At 63.4% G+C, this 18,566-nt stretch carries 16 protein-coding genes, 1 tRNA gene and 1 pseudogene; 8 read left to right on the top strand and 10 right to left on the bottom strand.

Annotated features, from left to right (window positions below; all coding sequences use genetic code 11):
• Positions 1-598 (bottom strand): annotated as a pseudogene (locus tag IV500_RS10425) (hypothetical protein); the annotation flags it as partial.
• Between the two features lie 406 nt (positions 599-1,004).
• Between IV500_RS10425 and trhA the strand changes: the two are divergent.
• Positions 1,005-1,649, top strand: a complete 645-nt coding sequence (gene trhA, locus IV500_RS10420) for a PAQR family membrane homeostasis protein TrhA (RefSeq protein ID WP_312875896.1) — start codon at positions 1,005-1,007, stop codon at positions 1,647-1,649.
• Positions 1,650-1,727: 78 nt separating this feature from the next.
• Here the strand turns inward: trhA and IV500_RS10415 are convergent, their stop codons facing one another.
• From IV500_RS10415 to mca, 3 genes are all read right to left on the bottom strand, one after another.
• Positions 1,728-3,872: a thioredoxin domain-containing protein gene (locus tag IV500_RS10415; protein ID WP_196396727.1), complete on the bottom strand. Its 2,145-nt coding sequence runs from the start codon at positions 3,870-3,872 to the stop codon at positions 1,728-1,730.
• Positions 3,847-4,215 carry a hypothetical protein gene (locus IV500_RS10410; RefSeq protein ID WP_196396726.1) on the bottom strand — a complete coding sequence of 123 codons (369 nt, stop codon included), beginning with the start codon at positions 4,213-4,215 and terminating at the stop codon, positions 3,847-3,849. The genes IV500_RS10415 and IV500_RS10410 overlap by 26 nt, the downstream gene beginning before the upstream one ends.
• 65 nt (positions 4,216-4,280) lie before the next feature.
• Positions 4,281-5,201 carry a mycothiol conjugate amidase Mca gene (gene mca / locus IV500_RS10405; RefSeq protein ID WP_196396753.1) on the bottom strand — a complete coding sequence of 307 codons (921 nt, stop codon included), beginning with the start codon at positions 5,199-5,201 and terminating at the stop codon, positions 4,281-4,283.
• A gap of 194 nt (positions 5,202-5,395) precedes the next feature.
• Between mca and IV500_RS10400 the strand changes: the two genes are divergently transcribed.
• Positions 5,396-5,836 (top strand): DUF4307 domain-containing protein, encoded by a 441-nt coding sequence (locus IV500_RS10400; RefSeq protein ID WP_312875891.1) that lies wholly within the window; start codon positions 5,396-5,398, stop codon positions 5,834-5,836.
• 199 nt (positions 5,837-6,035) lie between these two features.
• Entirely contained in the window at positions 6,036-6,530 is a 495-nt protein-coding gene (greA, locus tag IV500_RS10395; RefSeq protein WP_196396725.1) for a transcription elongation factor GreA, read from the top strand.
• Positions 6,531-6,644: 114 nt separating this feature from the next.
• Here the strand turns inward: greA and ilvA are convergent, their stop codons facing one another.
• Complete coding sequence (ilvA, locus tag IV500_RS10390) at positions 6,645-7,883, bottom strand: threonine ammonia-lyase (RefSeq protein WP_196396724.1); 1,239 nt, start codon at positions 7,881-7,883, stop codon at positions 6,645-6,647.
• The gene (locus IV500_RS10385) at positions 7,880-9,115 is read right to left on the bottom strand and encodes an AI-2E family transporter (RefSeq protein ID WP_196396723.1); all 1,236 of its coding nucleotides are present in this window, start codon (positions 9,113-9,115) and stop codon (positions 7,880-7,882) included. Before IV500_RS10385 ends, ilvA begins: the two co-directional genes overlap by 4 nt.
• A 163-nt stretch (positions 9,116-9,278) precedes the next feature.
• On the opposite strand from IV500_RS10385, the gene IV500_RS10380 reads away from it, so the two are divergent.
• The 5 genes from IV500_RS10380 to IV500_RS10360 all read left to right on the top strand — a co-directional run bounded on the left by IV500_RS10380 (position 9,279) and on the right by IV500_RS10360 (position 14,031).
• Positions 9,279-10,100 (top strand): DeoR/GlpR family DNA-binding transcription regulator, encoded by an 822-nt coding sequence (locus IV500_RS10380; RefSeq protein WP_196396722.1) that lies wholly within the window; start codon positions 9,279-9,281, stop codon positions 10,098-10,100.
• A complete protein-coding gene (gene galT / locus IV500_RS10375) occupies positions 10,097-11,254 on the top strand; it encodes a galactose-1-phosphate uridylyltransferase (protein ID WP_196396721.1) in 1,158 nt (385 codons plus the stop codon). The genes IV500_RS10380 and galT overlap by 4 nt, the downstream gene beginning before the upstream one ends.
• Positions 11,255-11,306: 52 nt before the next feature.
• Entirely contained in the window at positions 11,307-12,431 is a 1,125-nt protein-coding gene (galK, locus tag IV500_RS10370; RefSeq protein WP_230854808.1) for a galactokinase, read from the top strand.
• A 132-nt stretch (positions 12,432-12,563) separates the two neighbouring features.
• Positions 12,564-13,787, top strand: a complete 1,224-nt coding sequence (locus tag IV500_RS10365; protein ID WP_196396751.1) for an acetyl-CoA C-acetyltransferase — start codon at positions 12,564-12,566, stop codon at positions 13,785-13,787.
• Positions 13,788-13,812: 25 nt separating this feature from the next.
• Positions 13,813-14,031, top strand: a complete 219-nt coding sequence (locus IV500_RS10360) for a hypothetical protein (protein ID WP_196396719.1) — start codon at positions 13,813-13,815, stop codon at positions 14,029-14,031.
• A gap of 330 nt (positions 14,032-14,361) precedes the next feature.
• Here the strand turns inward: IV500_RS10360 and IV500_RS10355 are convergent, their stop codons facing one another.
• The 4 genes from IV500_RS10355 to IV500_RS10340 form a co-directional block, all read right to left on the bottom strand.
• Positions 14,362-15,213, bottom strand: coding sequence for a Bax inhibitor-1/YccA family protein (locus IV500_RS10355; protein ID WP_196396718.1), 852 nt, complete (start codon positions 15,211-15,213; stop codon positions 14,362-14,364).
• A gap of 226 nt (positions 15,214-15,439) precedes the next feature.
• Positions 15,440-15,513, bottom strand: a tRNA-Leu gene (locus IV500_RS10350).
• 170 nt (positions 15,514-15,683) lie between these two features.
• The gene (locus tag IV500_RS10345; RefSeq protein WP_196396717.1) at positions 15,684-17,138 is read right to left on the bottom strand and encodes an NAD(P)/FAD-dependent oxidoreductase; all 1,455 of its coding nucleotides are present in this window, start codon (positions 17,136-17,138) and stop codon (positions 15,684-15,686) included.
• 34 nt (positions 17,139-17,172) lie between these two features.
• Positions 17,173-18,552 carry a S8 family peptidase gene (locus IV500_RS10340; protein WP_196396716.1) on the bottom strand — a complete coding sequence of 460 codons (1,380 nt, stop codon included), beginning with the start codon at positions 18,550-18,552 and terminating at the stop codon, positions 17,173-17,175.
• Between the last annotated feature and the right edge of the window lie 14 nt (positions 18,553-18,566).

Here is an 18,566-nt window from a genome sequence, read left to right as displayed (position 1 = left end):
GGGCCGCTTCCACATCGGCTTTCGCCCGCCCCGGTTCAACCCCCACCCCATGCACCAGATACTCACGCATATTCTTCGTCCCGATCCCGGACAACCCCGCAGCCCCGCACTGATCCGCGGCCGCGACGCTGTGCAGATACACCGCGTCCAACCGACGCCGTGTACTCTCAGCCGCACCAATAATCGACAGCCACGCCTCCTGCGACACAGCCTGCGGATCCGTTCCCAAAACCTCCGCCAACAACACGTTCATTTGCTCCAACCGTCCCACGATCCCCGCCGACGGCCCCACCACAAACAGAGCCTCCCCAACCGGACCATCAACCGGTACCCCAGGAACCGGCAAACCAGCGGGAACACCCGGGCCGGCGGCACCGCTGACGTCTGACCCGCCGGTACCGGCGGCGCCGCCGTCGTCCCGGCCGGTCCCGGGAACAGTGCCAGGGACCGGAACAGGACCGGAGCCGGTGGCAGAGCCGGTGGCAGGGCCAGAGGCAGGGACGGGTCCGGTGCTTAGGCCCGCGCGCTCGAGCCGATGCGGATACTTCGCCGTGACCGCAGCCAGCACCCGAGCCAGATTCTCCCGATCAATCTCCACACCACCCACCACCCCTCAACACCCGAACCCGGCAACCCACACCGGCAACCTGAACCGGCAACCTGAACCGGTAAGAAAACCAGGAAATCCTCCTGATCTCCAACTACTCCAAGGCTACGAAGAGGCACTGACATCAACAGGACAAAAAACCCCCAAAAACCGCCCCTGTGGAAAAGAATTTTAAAAAACTTTCTTCTGTTGTGGCGTCGGACCACTCACGCACGGCACAGCCACCGCACCCCGTCGAAGCGGCCCGATTTCTCGTTAGAATTTGATCGTGAATGCAATGGCAGCATCTTCCTCACCCAACGCCGCTGACTCGCAAAACAGCCACGACCAATCAGCACCAGTCAGGCCGTCTGGCTCACAGCCGGAGCAACATCCGTTGGAGGCAGCGGCCGACACCATTGCCGATGTCCTGAATATCAAGCCGAGTTGGCGTGGCTGGATCCATGCTGGCGCGACGCCGCTGGCCGTCATCGCCGGGATTATCCTGATCAGCGTGGCTGCTTCTCCGCTGGCACGAGTAACCTCCGCGGTGTACGTGGTGAGCGGCATACTGCTTTTTGGCACAAGTGCGCTATATCATCGCGGCAACTGGAAACCGAAGACGATGGCCGTGTTAAAACGGTTGGATCACTCCAATATTATGCTGGTTATCGCCGGCTCCTACACGCCGCTGTCTGCTCTGCTCTTACCGTCCGCGCAGGCGACCCTGCTGCTCTGGGTGATCTGGGTGGGAGCCCTGGTCGGAGTCTTGTTCCGCGTGCTGTGGGTCGGTGCACCGCGGTGGCTTTATGTGCCGATTTACGTGGCACTGGGGATGACCGCAGTCTTTTTTATGCCGGATTTCTTCGCCGCCAGCGTTCGGGCTGGCGTGCTGATTTGCCTGGGTGGAGCGTTCTACATCGCCGGAGCGGTGGTTTACGGCATCAGGAAACCCAACTTCAGCGCGCGGCATTTTGGTTTCCACGAGCTATTCCATGTCTTTACCGTGGTGGGATTCGCTGCCCAATTCATGGCGATTCTGTTCGCAGTCAGCGATGCCTGACTTCCACACCACTCTCCACGTCCGCATGCCCTCCACGTCCGCATGCCCTCCACGTCCGGGCCATGGCCCCGACGTCCGCTATTCGCCCAGTGCGTGGCGCAGCTCCTCAGCCGTTGCCGCGGGAAGCTGGCACACCATCTCCCGGCAGACGTATGCACGAGCCGTATCGCCGCCGTCGCGCCCGGCCAGCAGCGGCACCGCACTGTCCGCGGTGCCAACGGCAATAATCAAACCCGGTGATGGATTCAGCGCCGCGATGCGCACCAGTTCCGCCCGCGACGACGTGTCCGGACCGCTAACTGCAACCTCGAGGGGACCGGCGAGCAGGGCCTCCGCCGTGGCCAGCGCCCAGCCGGCGGCACGAGGTGCCCTGACCGCAATGGCCGGTACCCAGTCAAGCAGACTCTGCGCCAGGTTTCGGTGCGCCACCGACCCGCTGTAGCCGGCGTAGCTGACCAAGGCCGCGGCGAATGCGGACGTCCCGCTGGCAGTGGCATTATCGAACGGATCCGCGGAGAGCTGGCGCCCAGCGGCATTGAAGACCTGCTCGGATTCGGGCGTGGCGTCCGCGACCTTGCCGTCATGGACAAAGCGCTCCATGGCAGCCATTATCAGTTTCTCCGCCAGCAGGTACCAACGCTCGTTTGCACTGGCGGCGTACAAGGCCAGCAACCCGTCCGCGCAGAAGGCATAGTCCTCCAGCAGGCCGCCGATCCCCCGTGCGGCTCCGCCGTGCGAGACCCGCCGCAGGATCCCGCCATCCCAGTGCACGGTTTCCAGGTAATCCGCGGCTAAGGCCGCTGCCTGGACGTACGCGGGGTCGTCCAGCACCATGCCGGCGTCGGCCAGCGCGGCGATGGCGAGTCCATTCCAGCCTGCCACCACCTTCTCGTCACGTTCCGGCTGCGGTCGCGCCAGCCGGCGTTTGAGCAGCTCCGGGGCCACCAGCTCCCAACGTCGGCGGTCCTCACCCGAGAGGCGACCGCCGGGGTGTAGCGCTGAGCCGTTGGACCCGGCTCCGACTCCGGCCGGGTCCGCGGCCGCAACGTGCATCATCTGCCCGAGGTGTCCGCCCGCCCCGGGATGTCCGGCGGCCACGGCTGCAGCCTCCAGCTCTGCCGCTGTCCACAGATACGTCGCGCCTTCCCGGTGTACGCCGTCGACGACGGTATCTGCGTCCAGGGACGACGCGAATGGACCGCCGTTTAGCCGCAAGGCATCCAGCAGCCAATCGGCCGTCATCCGAACCACCCGCTCGGCATCTGCGTGCGGAAAGTCCGGCCCGTCGGCCAACCGGAGCCAGTGCGCGCAGACCCGCAACAGCGCTGCGTTGTCGTAAAGCATTTTTTCGAAATGCGGCAACGACCAGTCCGCGGTCACCGAATACCGGGAAAAACCGCCGGCAAGTTGGTCAAACAGGGCAGCGCCTGTCATGGCGGTTAGCGTCCGGGCCGCCATCGCGCGGGCCTGGTCAGCGGTGGGACTTGAGCCGGCAGCGTGCCGGAGCAGAAATTCCAGAACGGACGACGGCGGAAACTTAGGTGCGCTGCCGAACCCGCCTGAGTCCGGGTCTTCGGAGCCGCTGAGTGCCTTGACCGCCGCTGACAGGAGCTCGGTGGTCAGCAGACCCGGTCCCTGTGTGTCCGCTGTCTGTGCCACTTGGACAGTCCGGTGTGCGGGATTCTGTGCCAGCCCGGCGGCAAGCTCGGCCGCACTACGCTCAACAGCTTCCCGCCGTTGCTGCCAGGCCTGAGTTACGGCCTCGAGGACCTGGCGGAAGGACGGTCGTCCGACGGTGGGAGTCGGCCCAAAGTAGGTTCCGGCGTGGAATGCCAGCCCATCGGGAGTGAGGAAGACACTCATCGGCCAGCCGCCCTCGCCGCTGATGGCCTGGGTTGCACTCATGTAGACGGCGTCCACGTCGGGGCGCTCTTCACGGTCCACTTTCACCGCAACAAAGTGCTCATTGAGGTATGCCGCCGTGGCAGCATCCTCGAAGGATTCGTGGGCCATGACGTGGCACCAATGGCAGGCCGCGTAGCCGATGGACAGGAATACCGGGACATCCCTGGCGCGGGACTGGGCAAAGGCTGCGTCCCCGAACGGCTGCCAATGCACCGGGTTGTCCGCGTGCTGGCGCAGGTAGGCCGACGGCTCACCGGCCAGCGCATTGGACCTGCCCGCTGTGGGCAGTCGTTCAGCTCCTGTCTGCGGGTCCATCATCCTGGCTTTCTGATCCAAGAGAGTCCCCATCCGGACCGTGTTTGCCGCCGGCACCCCCGTGGTAGGTCCGCCGCCCGACTATCGGGCCGTCGTCGTCGTCGTCGGCTTCGCCACTCGCTGCCTCGCGGCCCAAGCGTTTGTCTTCCTCGACCTGGGCCCGGTAGCGGACCCGTCGGATCCGCTTGACCATGTCGCGGATCAGGAAGAACATAATGACGACGATGCCGAAGGTAAAGAGGAAACCCAAGAACCCAGGGCTGACCTGATCCGGGTCCAGACCGGGCCGGATGGTTGGGGAATCATTGGGCGGAGTGGTGGCCAGCACCAAAATCAAATTATGCAAAGTCAGTCTTTCTATGTTCCCCGCGGCGCTCTGCCGGGGGCCGGCATTTCACCGCTGTCCCCCATCTATCGTAGGCCAGCAAACAGGTCATTTTCGGGCAACGGTGCGGGGACCCGGGATTCGATCAGTGAGTAGTCCTCCCAAGGCCAGATTTTGCGCTGCATATCCGCCGAGACGGCGAAGAAGAAGCCTTCCGGGTCCACCTGTGTGGCGTGCGCACGAAGGGCAGCCTCGCGGGCCTCGAAGAAGTCACCGCAGTCCACCTGCGTAGTGGCCGGGTGACTGCCCATGGGCGATTGGTGCCCTTCCGTGTCTGCCTCCATCCATGCTGCGATCCGCTCCGCGTACGGCGACTGGATGCCGGCCTCTTCCAGCGCAAAATGCAGCGCTTTGAAACGCGCAGGATTGAAGGCCAGATCGTAATAGAGCTTCGTCGGTTCCCATGCATCGCCGGTGCCCGGATAGCGGTCCGGATCGCCCGCGGCGTAAAAAGCCTCCACAGTCACCTTGTGCGCCATGATGTGATCCGGGTGCGGGTAGCCGCCGTTTTCGTCGTAACTGACCACTACCTGCGGACGGAAGCGCCGAATCAGCCGCACCAACGGTGCCGCTGCTCGTTCCAGCGGTTGGCGGGCAAAGCAGCCGAACGGCAGCTCCGGTATCGGATCGCCCTCCGGCAGACCCGAATCAACAAACCCGAGCCACTCGTGCCCGATCCCCAGCGCCGCCACCGCCGCCGCCATTTCGAGACGGCGTGCACCGGCCATGTCCCGGGTTGAATGCGGATCTCCCACCATCGCGGGGTTCTGAATGCCACCCCGCTCGCCGCCGGTGCAGGTGGCGACCATGACGTCGACGCCTTCGGCCACATAGCTTGCCATCATGGCAGCACCCTTACTGGCCTCATCGTCAGGATGGGCATGGACGGCCAACATGCGTAGCCCCTCGCCCGAACTGTCCTTTTCGGCAACAAACCGCGCAGCCATGCCAGAGGCAGTAGCTGCATGGCTGGCCCCCGGATGATCAGAACTCATATTTAGCCTTTCCTAATTAAGCGCCTTATCTGAATTCAGCTGACCCGGGCACCTCTGGCCCTGACAGCGACCGTCGGACGGCGTCCGGGCGACGGTCTGCAAACGTGTGCGTCAACGTCCGCCTGAAGGACGATAAACTGGACCCCGTGAGCGTTTCTGAAACATCGGCAGCTACCAGCGTAGCCAATCGTTACGGTGCGCCCAAGCGTATGCGGACGCGGCGGCAGAAAGTCATCTTCGGTGCCGTCATCGCTATCCTCACGCTGATCTTTGTTGCGTGGCTGGCCTTGGGCCGCGGGGAGCCCTCCGTTGCCAGTAAAGACGTGGGCTTCTCAGTCCAGGACAGCACATTGACTGAGGTGGATTTTCAGGTCGTAAAGGACCCCGCAGCCACGGCGCAGTGCGCCGTTAAGGCATTGGGTTCGAGCTTTGCCATTGTCGGCTGGGACGTAGTTACAATTGGCCCTAACGGCACAAATTCCGGTATCGATCAGGGCAGGACGACGGCGCAGCGAGCCTCAGTGCGGACAGAGTCACTTGCGGTTTCCGGCATCGTCGACAGCTGCTGGATCGTTCCCGCGCCGTAGCTGCACGATCGCGCCCCGAGGCCACTTGGGGTATGCGCATCTTGGGTTTATCGGCCATGTTGCCTACACTGGATCAATACCCTGCCCCGCTCGAACGGCTACTTCATGTGCTAGCGCACTACGGTCGCAACCTTCAGCGGGGTATTTGCTTGTCAGTGAAAACTTAGCCGCCTTACTTGTCAGCCCAAGGAGAAACCCTGTGTCTACCCCCAACAGCGCACCCGCAGCCTGGCTCACCCAGGAAGCCTTTAGCCGCCTTCAGGCTGAGCTCACCGACTTGTCCGGCCCCGGCCGGGTTGAAGTTGTCAAAAAGATTGAGCAGGCCCGCTCGGAAGGTGACCTTAAGGAAAATGGCGGTTACCACGCGGCCAAGGAAGAACAGGGCAAGATCGAAGCACGGATCCGCCAGCTCACCGAGCTGCTGCGGGACGCCCATGTTGGCGAGGCGCCCGCGGATGACGGCATTGTGGAGCCGGGAATGCTGGTGGTAGCGAAAATTGCCGGCGATGAGACAACGTTCCTCCTCGGAAGCCGCGAGGTCGGCGGCGGCACGGATCTGGATGTCTTCAGCGAGAAGTCACCTCTTGGAGCCGCAATTCAGGGGCACAAGGCGGGCGACTCGCTGAGCTACATCGCACCGAACGGCAGGGAAATTGCCGTTGAAGTCATTTCCGCCAAGCCGTTCGCCGGCTAGGCAGCAAGTCGCGTGTGGACACCTGCGCCGCAGCTGAGCGCTGCCAGGGGCAGATGTCCACACTGGGATGTTTCGAGCGGGTTTTCCGCGCATGGGCAGTTAGTGCACGGGCAGTTAGTGCACGACAATGGGTTGGAATCCCTCAGCCCGCAGCGCGGTGAGGACATGCTCGCAGTGCTCGTGACCCTTAGTCTCCAGATTCACCGTAATGGAGACATCGCCCATGCTGATGGATCCTCCCACCCGCGTATGATCGACGCCGGTGACATTGGCGTCGTTCTCGGCAATGATCCGGGAAATGGTGGCCAGCGAACCCGGACGGTCATCAAGCATCATCCGCACGGTCATGAAGCGGCCGGCCGCAGCGAGGCCGCGCTGAATCACCTTCAGCATCAGCATCGGATCGATGTTTCCCCCGGTGAGAATCACGGCAGTGGTGCCGGGATTCTCTATTTTGCCCTCCATTAGCGCGGCCACCCCTACCGCTCCGGCGGGTTCCACCACCATCTTTGAACGTTCCAGCAGGAAAATCAGCGCCCTGGCCAGCGCATCCTCGCTGACGGTAACGACGTCATCCACCAGCTCACGGATGATCGAGAACGGCAGCTGTCCAGGGCGGCCGACGGCAATACCATCAGCCATCGTGGACACTTTCTTCAACGGCACCAAGGCATCCGCGGCAAGCGACGGCGGGTAGGCCGCCGCGTTCTCGGCCTGAACGCCGATGATTCTGATCTCCCTGCCGAGCTGTTTCGCCCTGGACTTAATGGCGACGGCGACTCCGGCCAGCAGGCCGCCGCCACCGACGCCCATGATCACCGTGTCCACGTTGGGGATCTGGTCCAGAATTTCCAGGCCAATGGTTCCCTGCCCCGCAACGACGTCAACGTTGTCGAATGGATGCACGAAGACCGCGCCGGTTTCTTTAGCGAAACGTTCCGCCTCGGCGAGGGATTCATCCACATTGTGTCCATGCAGCACCACCTCCGCGCCATGGCCGCGGGTAGCGGCCAGCTTGGGCAACGCCACGCCGAGCGGCATATAGATCGTGGCCTTGATCCGCAGTGCCTTGGCAGCCACAGCCACGCCTTGGGCATGATTTCCGGCAGAGGCGGCGACGACGCCGCGGGCCTTTTCTTCCGCCGTCAGCTTCGCCATCCGCACGTATGCACCGCGGACCTTAAAGGACCCTGCCCGCTGGAGATTCTCGCATTTAAAGAACACTTCGGAACCGGTTTGCCTGCCCAGCGCACGGGAACTTTCAATGGGGGTAAGGGCAATAATGTCCGCCACTAGACGGCGGGCATCCTCAATATCGGTCAGCTTAACGGGGAGGTCGCCAAGTGCATTCACTGATTGGTCTCCCTGCTGGTGGCCGTTTGCGTCCCGGTGACAGCCGGTTCCTGTGGCGGCTGCCGCGTTCCGACGCCGGTCGATGCTCCCGTTCCGCCGCCGGACGAAGCTCCCGGCCCGCCGTCGTCGACCGCTGTGTCCTCGTGCTCCCAGCCGCGCCGGGCAATGTAGCGGATCGCGGAATTGAGCACCGCCAGCAGCGGCACCGCGAAGAGCGCCCCCGGGATGCCTGCGAGGCCGGCACCGGCGGTCACCGTCAGGATCACCGCGATCGGGTGCAGGGAAACGGCCTTGCCCATCACTAAAGGCTGCAGCAGGTGGCTTTCCGCCTGCTGAACCAACAGCACAATTCCAAGCATGATCAAGGCGTTGACCCAGCCATTGGCCACCAGCGCAAGCAGGACCGCTACAATTCCGGTTACCAGCGCTCCAATCACCGGGATAAAGGATCCGAAAAGGACCAAAACGCCCAATGGAAGCGCCAGTGGTACACCGATGATGGCCGCCCCCGCGCCAATTCCGATCGCGTCAATTAGCGCTACCAACACCTGGATTCGGACGTAGCTGACCATGGATCCCCAGCCGCGCCTACCTGCCCCGTTGGTGGCAGCCTGAGCCCGCTTGGGCATTAGCTTCACTATGAACAACCAGATCCGCTCACCCTCCAGGAGGAAAAATACCAGGATGAAAAGCGTCAGCAGCAGACCTGCCGCGAAGTGCCCGGCCGAGCTGCCAACGGATAACGCCCCGCTGAGGATGCTGCTGCTATTGTTCTGCAGCGCGTCAACGCCCTCCCCGATGTACTTATCCATGTCTGACGATGAAACCTGAAGAGGACCAGTGGCGAGCCACATCTGGACCTGCCGGATACCCTCGACGGCCTGGCCGCGCAGGGCCGAAAATCCCTCGATCATCTGCCGGCCTACCAGTGTCAGCGCACCAACAACTACGATTACAGTCCCGACCATGGTGGCGGCGACGGCCAACCCCTTCGGCAGCCGGTGGCGGTGCAGCAGCCCAACAATCGGACCGAGCAGTGCCGACAGCAATGCGGCCACCATCAGGGGGATGATGAGCAGGGTAACGAAGCTCAGCAACCACAGGATTGCTCCGCCTACCAAAAGGATGATCCCCACCCGCCAGGCCCATGCCCCCGAGATCCGCATACCATAGGGCACGTCCGCGGCGAGATCGTTCAAGGTCCGGTCACCGGTCTGTCCAGGAAGCTTCATGGCTCAATAATTCCTTACCGAGGGTGAATACCGAAACCCTGACCAGTTGTGCGCGGATCCGCACTGGCTTTACCCGGGTACTGATGTTATATTTTGTTTGAAACTATTTGATTTTGGTATCGACGGACAGTAAATCGGCACACAGCAATTGGGGGGGGTCGGTATGCTCGCACCTCAAAGGCAGTCGCAGATCCTTAAAGCGCTGCAGCTCTCTGAGGCCGTGCGTGTCACGGACCTGGCTGAGGCTTTGGCCGTCAGCGAGATGACCGTGCGCCGGGACATCGAGGCCCTCGATGTCAAGGGACTGCTGAGAAAAATCCACGGCGGGGCCACCCGCTTGGCCAGGTTCAGTGCCGTCGAACCCGGTTTTGCGAACAATTCTGATCTGCAGCCGGCGGCCAAGGCCGCCATTGCAAGTGCAGCGTTCAAGCTGGTCGAGCCCGGCATGACTCTGGCTTTGACGGGTGGAACCACGACCTACCGGTTGGCAACGATGCTCCATCGGGTGGAGGGCCTTACCGTCATCACGAACTCGTTGAAGGCCGCTGAGGCTATGTACCAGCTCCAGCCAGCGAACGGAACCAAAGTCATTATTACCGGCGGCGAACGCACTCCGTCGGAGGCGTTAGTGGGGCCGGTGGCCGACGCCGCCATTGCCCGACTCAATTGCGATATCTGCTTCATGGGAGTCCACGGCATTGACGCCCGGCGGGGTCTGACCAGTCCCAATGTCGTTGAAGCACAGACGAATACTGCCTTTAGCGCGTCCGCGGAACGCCTGATGGTGCTTGCCGACCATACAAAATTCAACGTCCGCGCGCTGGCGTCCGTTGCCGACTTGCGCGATGTCGACACGTTGATAACCGACGACGGCATGGCGCCGGCGACGGCCGCAGAATTCAGGCCGCTGTTACGGGCCCTGCAGATCACCACGGTTCATCCCCCAGCAAAATCAGCACCGTCACTAGCCAGGAGCGCACCATGACGACAGCAACGAGCACCCGGCTGTCGGATGGGCGGGAGTTGATCTATTTCGACGACGGCGACGTGGCCAAACCGCACGCCGAGGCGGATCAGCGCCCGTTACTCCCCCGCTCCGAAGCAGATACCGGCGAGATCCGTTTTGATGCCCTGACCGGAGACTGGGTGGCGATAGCAGCCCATCGGCAGACCCGTACCTACCTCCCACCGGCCAATCAGTGCCCCCTGTGCCCTAGCCGAAACGACGGAAATCTTTCCGAGATTCCCGCCCCGGACTATGACGTCGTTGTCTTTGAAAACCGCTTTCCTTCCCTGGGCCCGGCACTCGGCGTTGCGCCGCAGCATCCCCGCTGGGGTACCACGGGTGTTGCGTTCGGCCGCTGCGAAGTGGTGGCGTTCACACCGGTTCATAGCGGATCCTTTGCGACGTTATCCGAAGGGCGCGCCCGCACTGTCATCGACGCCTGGGCCCAGCGGACAGCCGCACTCAGCGCGTTGCCGGGCATTCGGCAGGTCTTTCCGTTCGAGAACCGCGGGCAGGAAATCGGCGTTACCTTGCATCATCCGCACGGCCAGATTTATGCCTATCCCTACATCACCCCGCGGGCAGCTGTGATGGCCAGTGCCGCGCGGAAATACTACGATGCCGCCGATGGCCGCAACACTCTTACCGGATCTATTCTTGAATCCGAACGGCAGGCCGGGGACCGGATGATCCTGGAGGGTACGCATTTCAGCGCCTATGTGCCGTTCGCGGCAAAATGGCCACTCGAAATCCATCTCACACCGCACCGGCAGGTTCCGGACATCGCCGCACTGACCGGGGCGGAACGTGATGAGCTCACCTGGATGTATTTGGAGCTGCTGACGCGTTTGGATAATCTGTACGGCACGCCTACGCCCTACATTGCCGCGTGGCACCAGGCACCGGTGGACGATTTTTTTCGACCCGCCGGATACCTCCATCTGCAGCTGACCTCGCCGCGGCGGGCCGCGGACAAACTGAAATTTCTTGCCGGATCGGAAGCTGCCATGGGTGCTTTTATCAATGACAGCACCCCTGAGCTGACCGCTTCCGCACTCCGTGCCGCAGCCGGACGCAGCGCCGGCCGGACCAATGGACCGGTTCGCGGCCGCCTGCTCCGAGAGGGAACTTAAAGTGGCTACGGGTAATAAGGATCAGGCCAAAGTGAGCGCGGAGGCAGCAGCCATGTTCGCGGACGTTTTCGGACGTGCACCCGACGGGGTGTGGCAGGCACCGGGACGGGTCAATCTGATCGGTGAGCATACCGATTACAACGAGGGCTTCGTCCTGCCCTTCGCCATTGGCCACACAGCTAAAGTCGCGATTCGGCTGCGCGCAGACAATACCGCGCGGCTGATTTCCAGCTACGGCGATGAGGGTCTGGTGACCGTTGATCTGACGCGATTGGCGCCGTCGAACATGCACGGTTGGACGGCCTATCCCCTGGGTGTGGCCTGGGTACTCGCCCAACAAGGCATTCGCGTCCCCGGTTTCGATCTCTTCCTGGACTCTTCGGTGCCGAACGGCGCCGGCCTGTCCTCCTCCGCGGCGATCGAAAGCGCTGTGGCATTGGCCTTGAACGATTTGACCGGTGCCGCCCTGACGCGCCAGGAGCTGGTGCTGGTAGGCCAGCGCGCCGAAAATGAGGTGGTGGGTGCTCCAACGGGAATTCTGGACCAGTCGGCGTCCCTGCTCTCATCCGAGGGTCACGCTGTTTTCCTCGACTGTCGCAGCCGGCATGTGGAGCAGGTACCGCTCGATCTCACTCTCGCACAGCTGGTGGTGTTGGCGGTGGACACTCGGGTCAGCCACGCACACGCCACCGGAGACTACGCCGCCAGACGCGCGTCCTGCGAACTGGGCGCTGAGGTATTGGGTGTGCCGACGCTCAGGGACGTCAGCGTCAACGAACTCTCCGAGGCCGCTGGGCTCCTCGATGATGAGACCTTCCGCCGGGTGCGGCATATTGTCACTGAAAACGACCGCGTACTCTCCACCGTTGCAGTCCTCGCCGAACGGGGACCGGCGGCGATCGGCCCGCTGCTGACCGCCAGCCACCTCTCGATGCGGGACGACTTTGAAATTTCCTGTCCCGAGTTGGATCTGGCGGTGGAGACTGCTCTGGCCAACGGTGCCCTGGGTGCCCGGATGACCGGCGGCGGTTTCGGCGGCTCCGCCATTGCGCTCATCCCGGCCGCCTCTGAAGCTGGTATCCGGCAGGCGGTCCAGACGGCATTCGCGCACGCCGGCTTCCGGAAGCCGGATATTTTCGCGGTAACGCCCGCCGCTGGTGCCGGCCGGATTAGTTAGCACCGGCACCAGCGACCACCGGCACCGGCGACGAGGACGGCGACCTCCGGCACCTGCACCGGCGACGGCGACGTTGAGTGAGATGGAGATCGCGGCCACAATGGAGGCATGAGTATAGCCAGCACCGCGACGATGCCAGAAGCCGTGATCGTCTCCATTGTCCGCAGCCCAATTGGCCGGGCCTTTAAGGGATCGCTAAAAGACGAGCGCCCCGACGACCTGGCGGCCGCGATGGTCACCGCGGCTTTGGCCAAGGTTCCAGAGCTTGATCCAACAACCCTGGATGATCTGTACCTGGGCTGCGCCGAACCCAGCGGAGAAGCCGGCTCCAACATGGCGCGGGTGGTCAGCGTGCTGGCCGGATTGGACAGCGTTCCGGCTGCCACCATTAACCGTTTCTGCGCGTCGAGTCTGCAGACCCTGCGGATGGCCTTTCACGCGATCCGTGCCGGCGAGGGGCACGCTTTTGTAGCTGCCGGTGTCGAATCAGTTTCCCGGTACCAGAGCTGGAAGGGTGCAGGGGAGACCGAGCGCACCAACCACAATCCGAAGTTCGCCGGAGCAGGCGCCCGAGCCGCCGCAGTAGCCGCTGCCAATGCGGCCTGGACGGACCCCCGGCTGGACGGGGAGATGCCAGACATCTACCTTTCCATGGGACAAACGGCGGAAAACGTCGCCACGTCCCTGGGTATTGACCGCAATGAGCAGGACCAGTGGGGCGTGCAGAGCCAGAACCGCGCCGAGGCGGCCGTCGCGTCCGGCTTCTATGCCCGCGAGATTACGCCATACACCCGCCGTGACGGCGCCGTCGTCGACCGCGATGACTCGCCCCGGGCCGGCGTCACGATGGACTCAGTGAGTTCACTGCAGCCGGCATTCCGGCCCGGTGGGACGGTGACCGCCGGCAATGCGTGCCCGTTGAACGATGGGGCAGCTGCCGCCGTAGTGATGAGCGCCGCCCGGGCCCGTGAGCTGGGCCTGACGCCACTGGCACGCATCATCTCCACAGGCGTCAGCGCCCTCTCTCCGGAGATCATGGGTCTGGGCCCGATCGAGGCCAGCAGGCGCGCCATGGCACTGGCGGGAATGACGATCAAGGATATCGACTTGGTCGAACTCAACGAGGCCTTTGCCGTCCAAGTCGTTGCCAGCCGCCGCGCACTGGACATCGACGCGTCCAAGCTCAACGCCTTCGGCGGCGCCATCGCCCTGGGCCACCCTTTCGGAATGACGGGCGTCCGGATGGTCACCACCCTGATGAACGGGCTGACGACGACGGATGGCAGCTTGGGCATGGCGACCCTGTGCGTCGGCGGCGGACAAGGCATGGCACTGATCCTGGAACGATTGAACTGAGTGCTCCGCTGCGTTATGCCGACGGATGCGGATTTGTCGGGGGCTGCTGCGGCGGCTGCTGCGGATTCACGGGAGGCTGCTGCGTTGGCTGCTGACCGGCCCACGGCTGACCAGGACCGCCGGATTGCTGCTGGCCCGGTTGCTGCTGCTGGCCCGGCCAGTGCTGTCCTGGCTGTTCCGCAGGGTAGCCTGGACCGCGTTGCCGGTGACTCCAATCTCCGCCTTCAGGCTCCACGCCGTATAGCCTCGCCCGGAGCTGACGGTTTTTCAGCGTCAGGAACTGTATCAGCAATACCGCAACCCAGACGAAGGCCACAACACAGACCAAGGCAACGAGAAAATATAGGATTCCAAAGACGCCAAAAATCGGGCTTAAACGCTGCATGATTCCTTCCCGACGATGCCGCAGCGGCATCGGAAGAGCTCAGCCTATGCCGGAAATCTGAGAAATTCCTGACGCCGGGAAGTACGTATAAAGATGCCGGGGATACGGCAGGCTGCCCTGGTAATTCCCAAGCCAGCCCGCCATATCCCCGGCACGCGCGCAGGGTGAAGGCGCGGGGCCGCTCTGCGGCTAGTTGTTTCGCATGATCGCCAGCAGGCGAAGGATCTCCACGTAAAGCCACACCAAGGTAACAGTGAGTCCGAATGCGGCCGTCCACGAATACTTGGCCGGGACGCCGTTCTGCACGCCGCGCTGGATGGACGTAAAGTCCATTACCAGGGAGAACGCCGCCAGAGCGATGGCGAGCAGGCCCAGCACCAGCCCGAACGGAATGTTGGTCCCCGGAATATGCATGCTCCGGATTCCCCAGGGACTGTCGGTGACGTTGAAGACCATGAGGCCGAAGTTCAGTATCGAGAAGACCAGGTAGCCGCCGATGCCGATCATGAAGATCTTCGTCATCTTCGGCGTTGCCCGGACCTTGCCGCTCTTGAACAGCAGCAGTGTCACGGCGAAGACGGACAACGTGCCGAGCACGGCCTGCACCACGATGCCGGGGAACATCCCCTCCAGAAGGCCCGAGATCCCGCCCAGGAACACACCCTCGGCCCCCGCGTAGAGCATCATCAGCGCCGGCGAGGGTTCCCGCTTAAAGGAGTTAACCAGGCCAAGCACCAGTCCGATGATCATGCCGGGGATGGTCAGAACCGGGAAGATCCAACCCACGGCTGCCCCGACCAGCACTAGGGCAAGCATGCCCACGGTCTTGATGATGACGTCGTCGAGCGTCATCCGCCCCGTTTGCGAGGGGCCGGCCGAGGGCGCGTTGTACAGGTCCTGCAGCTGCTGCGGGTTCAGCCCTGCATCTTTAGTCGCGGATTCAGCACCCTTATATCCCTGGTTTTGCAGCTGGCCCTGGAACGCCGGCTTGGCACTGAAGTTCTTGTTGTTGGCAAATACGGGGTTTCCGCTGACAGCCATGGTGCGGTGTCCTCCATTCGGGGGCAGGTGAGCAAATCTAAGCCTACCAAGTTCGACGAACCGCCGCCGGGAATAGTTCCGCGAAGCACGCGCTGATAACGCCGGCGTTCCGGCCCGCTTCATGGCCGGCGTTCCGGCCCGCTTCATGGCCGGCGTTCCGGCCCGCGTCGCTGCCGGCGTTCCGGCCGCTTCCTGTATCACCGGGCGCGCCGTCACACCGTTGAAGTGCCCCAACTGGGACTTGAACCCAGACTGAACAGATTTTAAGTCTGCTGCCTCTGCCGATTGGGCTATTGGGGCCCGCGGTCCAGCGTACTCGATCCAGCGTGCCGGGAAAAAACCGGCGGGAATCACCGGCAGAATACAGATCACCGAAACGGCGCCGCCCTCAAACACGAACGGCGCCCGTCCGGAGACCGGGGCGGGCGCCGTCGGGCATTACACCCGTCGGGCATTACACCCTGCCGGCGTTACTTGGCCCCGACTGGGACCTCTTCTTTTGCCGGAGCCGAAGCATCGGCCGGGGCGTCCGCAGACTTGGCGGCAGACTTGGCCGCTGGCTTCGGCGCGGGGCCGGCTGCGGCGCGGAAGGCAGCGCGGGGGCGGTCCAGGTCCAGCAGCGCGGTGGTGTCGCGACCGGTGAACATGCTAATGAACCAGTCGGAAATGACCCGCCATTTACGCTCGAACGTCGGCATTGCCAGGCCGTGGTAGCCGCGGTGGGCCAGCCAGGCCGGCCAGCCCTTGAGTCCAACGCCCATGATGTTGGCGACGCCCTTCCACTCGCCGAAACCGGCTACGGCGCCAAGGTTCTTGTGCTTGTAGTCTGTCAACGGCTTATCAAAACGCGAGGCCCACAGGTTGCTGGCCAGACGCTTTGCCTGGCGGAGGGCGTGCTGGGCATTGGGGACGCAGAAGCCCGCTACACCGCCGCCGGTCAAATCCGGAACGGCAGCGACATCGCCGGCCGCCCAGGCGTTCTGGATGGCGCCGAATTCACCGGTGATCCGAAGATCCGCGCCAACCTGCACCCGTCCGCGCGGATCGATCGGGAAGTCGGTGGAACGGACCATCGGGTTTGCCTGCACCCCTGCGGTCCAGATCAGTGTATCCGCATCGAATTCCTGTGCAACGGTCTTATCCGGCATGTTAATCAAACTCATGTGGTTGTCTACGGCGCTGGCCAACGAAGTATTGAGCAGAACCTCAATGTTGCGGCTGCGCAGGTGCTCGATGACCCATTCCGATTGCGGCTGCGTGACCTCGGGCATAATCCGCCCCATTGCCTCGACCAGGACGAATCGAAGTTCTGCGACGTTCAGCCGCGGGTTCTGCTTCGCCGCAGTGCGGGCCATATCCTCAAGTTCGGTGATGGTTTCGATGCCGGCAAAACCTCCGCCGACGACGACGAACGTCAAAGCGCGCTGACGCATGGCCGGATCCGTCTCGATGGAGGCCGCTTCAATCCGGTCCAGTACCTGGTTACGGACCGCGACGGCTTCTTCGATCGTTTTCATGCCGATTCCGTTTTCCGCCAGACCCTTAATCGGGAAGGTCCGCGTGATCGAGCCGGCTGCCACTACGACGTCGAAGTACGGCAGTTCAAAGTGCTCGCCACCGTCCGCCGGGGCTACCACGGCGGTGCGGCTCTTATGGTCGATGCTGGTGACGGAGCCCTGGATGAGCTCGGTCTGCCGCAGATGCTTGCGGTGCGGGACGACGGCGTGGCGGGCCTCGATAGTGCCGGCAGCCACTTCTGGAAGGAAGGGCTGGTACGTCATGTAGGGCAGCGGATCAACCACGGTGACGATGCCACCGGCATTGGCGATCTTCTTCTGCAGGCGAAGTGCCACGTAGAGGCCGACGTAGCCGCCGCCGACTACGAGAACGCGCGGACGATCCAGGAATTGGGATGTAGGAGCCATGCCTCTATGCTACAAGACTTTGTGAAAACATTCACTAACGCGTCGGCGGGTGCGCTCCGGGGTGCTCGTCGGGCTTCTGCCGGCGCCGGGCGATGAGCAGATGTATCGTTCCGCCGGCGAGGATCAGCAGGAACAAAATCGAAAATCCTAACACCACGGTGCGCGGAAGAGCACTGTCCAATGCCGAGGGCGGCAGGGCCGCCGGAACCGTGGGGTCCGCAATGCCCGGAGTTGCCGGAGTTGCCGGAGCCACGGCACCCGGCAGGGCAGTCGAGGAGGGAACTTCAGAGGGGCCCGCAGAGTGGCTCTCGGTCCGTCGGTGAATCCTGATCCAGTCCGCCATGCTGCCCAGCGGGTTGACCGACACGACGGGGACATCGGCGCTGAGTGCGCCCGCGGCGTCGAGCAAACCAAAGCCGTACAAGGCGTTAGGGACCCCGTCCCCCTTCGGCTTGGCGGTGCTGATGATCCTGTTGATCACCTGTGCGGCTGACATGTGCGGATATTTGGACCGGATCAGCGCAGCAACTCCGGAGACGATCGGGGCGGCACCGGAGGTTCCGCTCCAGTCCGCATAACCACCGCCCGGCAGACCCCCCACGAGTTTCTCGGCTGGAGCCGCCACCCCGATACTGATGCCCTGAGAGGACGAATCCCGACTGGCCGAGCCGTCGTGGTCCAGACCGGCTACGGCAAGGACGCCGGGGATGGTAGCGGGCGCGCCTACCTGGGCGCTCCCGGTCTTCCGGTTTCCGGCGGCGGCGACTATCACCACGTCCTTTTGTTCGGCGTACAGGAATGCGTCATCCCAGCTTTGTGGCCAGGCTGTTGAGGTACTGCCCAGTGACATGTTGATGACCTTGGCGCCGTTATCGACCGCCCAGCGTACCGCCGCCGGAATTTGTTCGTCAATGCTTTTTCCGGAAGGGTTGGCACTTCCGAGCCAGGCGGAAACACTGAGCAACTGGGCCTCTGGCGCCACACCGATCACGCCGTCGGGCCCGGCGCCAACGGTAGCCGGTGCGGACGGATCCGCGCTGGCAGATGCGGATGCGTGTCCACGCCCGGCCAGCAGCGTCCCCACCAGGGTGCCGTGCTCGGGCTCGGCTCCAATCCCCTTCTGGCCATCGGCTTGGCCAGAACCGGAGACGTCCGTCCCGCCGGCTATCGCGCCGGCAAGGTCCGGATGGGTTCCGTCCATGCCGCTGTCAATAACGGCAACCTTCACCCCGGCGCCCTTGGAGACCTGCCAGGCCTCGGCGATGCCGTAGTTGTCCAGCCAGTATTCCCGATTGCGGATATCATCCGCATGGGCAGGAGCGGCGGTGAGGAGTCCCGAGACGCACAGGGCCGCGAAAACGGCGAGCGTCAGCACGGCCGCGACCGCAGGCCGCAGCGTGGTCCGTAGCTGCATCCAATTCCCGTCGT

The sequence above is a fragment of the Arthrobacter terrae genome, assembly GCF_015708085.1.
GTDB lineage: Bacteria > Actinomycetota > Actinomycetes > Actinomycetales > Micrococcaceae > Arthrobacter_M > Arthrobacter_M terrae.
Note: the sequence above shows the minus strand (reverse complement) of the source record. Positions and strands in the feature narration are given on the sequence as shown.

Excerpts from the sequence above, each read along its gene's own strand:
- mca (WP_196396753.1), bottom strand. The coding sequence starts at position 5,201 with ATGGCTGCGCGGTTTGTTGCCGAAAAGGACAGTTCGGGCGAGGGGCTA.
- IV500_RS10340 (WP_196396716.1), bottom strand. The coding sequence starts at position 18,552 with ATGCAGCTACGGACCACGCTGCGGCCTGCGGTCGCGGCCGTGCTGACG.
- IV500_RS10365 (WP_196396751.1), top strand. The coding sequence starts at position 12,564 with ATGCCAGAAGCCGTGATCGTCTCCATTGTCCGCAGCCCAATTGGCCGG.
- galT (WP_196396721.1), top strand. The coding sequence starts at position 10,097 with ATGACGACAGCAACGAGCACCCGGCTGTCGGATGGGCGGGAGTTGATC.
- IV500_RS10355 (WP_196396718.1), bottom strand. The coding sequence starts at position 15,213 with ATGGCTGTCAGCGGAAACCCCGTATTTGCCAACAACAAGAACTTCAGT.
- IV500_RS10385 (WP_196396723.1), bottom strand. The coding sequence starts at position 9,115 with ATGAAGCTTCCTGGACAGACCGGTGACCGGACCTTGAACGATCTCGCC.
- galK (WP_230854808.1), top strand. The coding sequence starts at position 11,307 with ATGTTCGCGGACGTTTTCGGACGTGCACCCGACGGGGTGTGGCAGGCA.
- IV500_RS10345 (WP_196396717.1), bottom strand. The coding sequence starts at position 17,138 with ATGGCTCCTACATCCCAATTCCTGGATCGTCCGCGCGTTCTCGTAGTC.
- IV500_RS10360 (WP_196396719.1), top strand. The coding sequence starts at position 13,813 with ATGCGGATTTGTCGGGGGCTGCTGCGGCGGCTGCTGCGGATTCACGGG.
- IV500_RS10415 (WP_196396727.1), bottom strand. The coding sequence starts at position 3,872 with ATGATGGACCCGCAGACAGGAGCTGAACGACTGCCCACAGCGGGCAGG.
- IV500_RS10380 (WP_196396722.1), top strand. The coding sequence starts at position 9,279 with ATGCTCGCACCTCAAAGGCAGTCGCAGATCCTTAAAGCGCTGCAGCTC.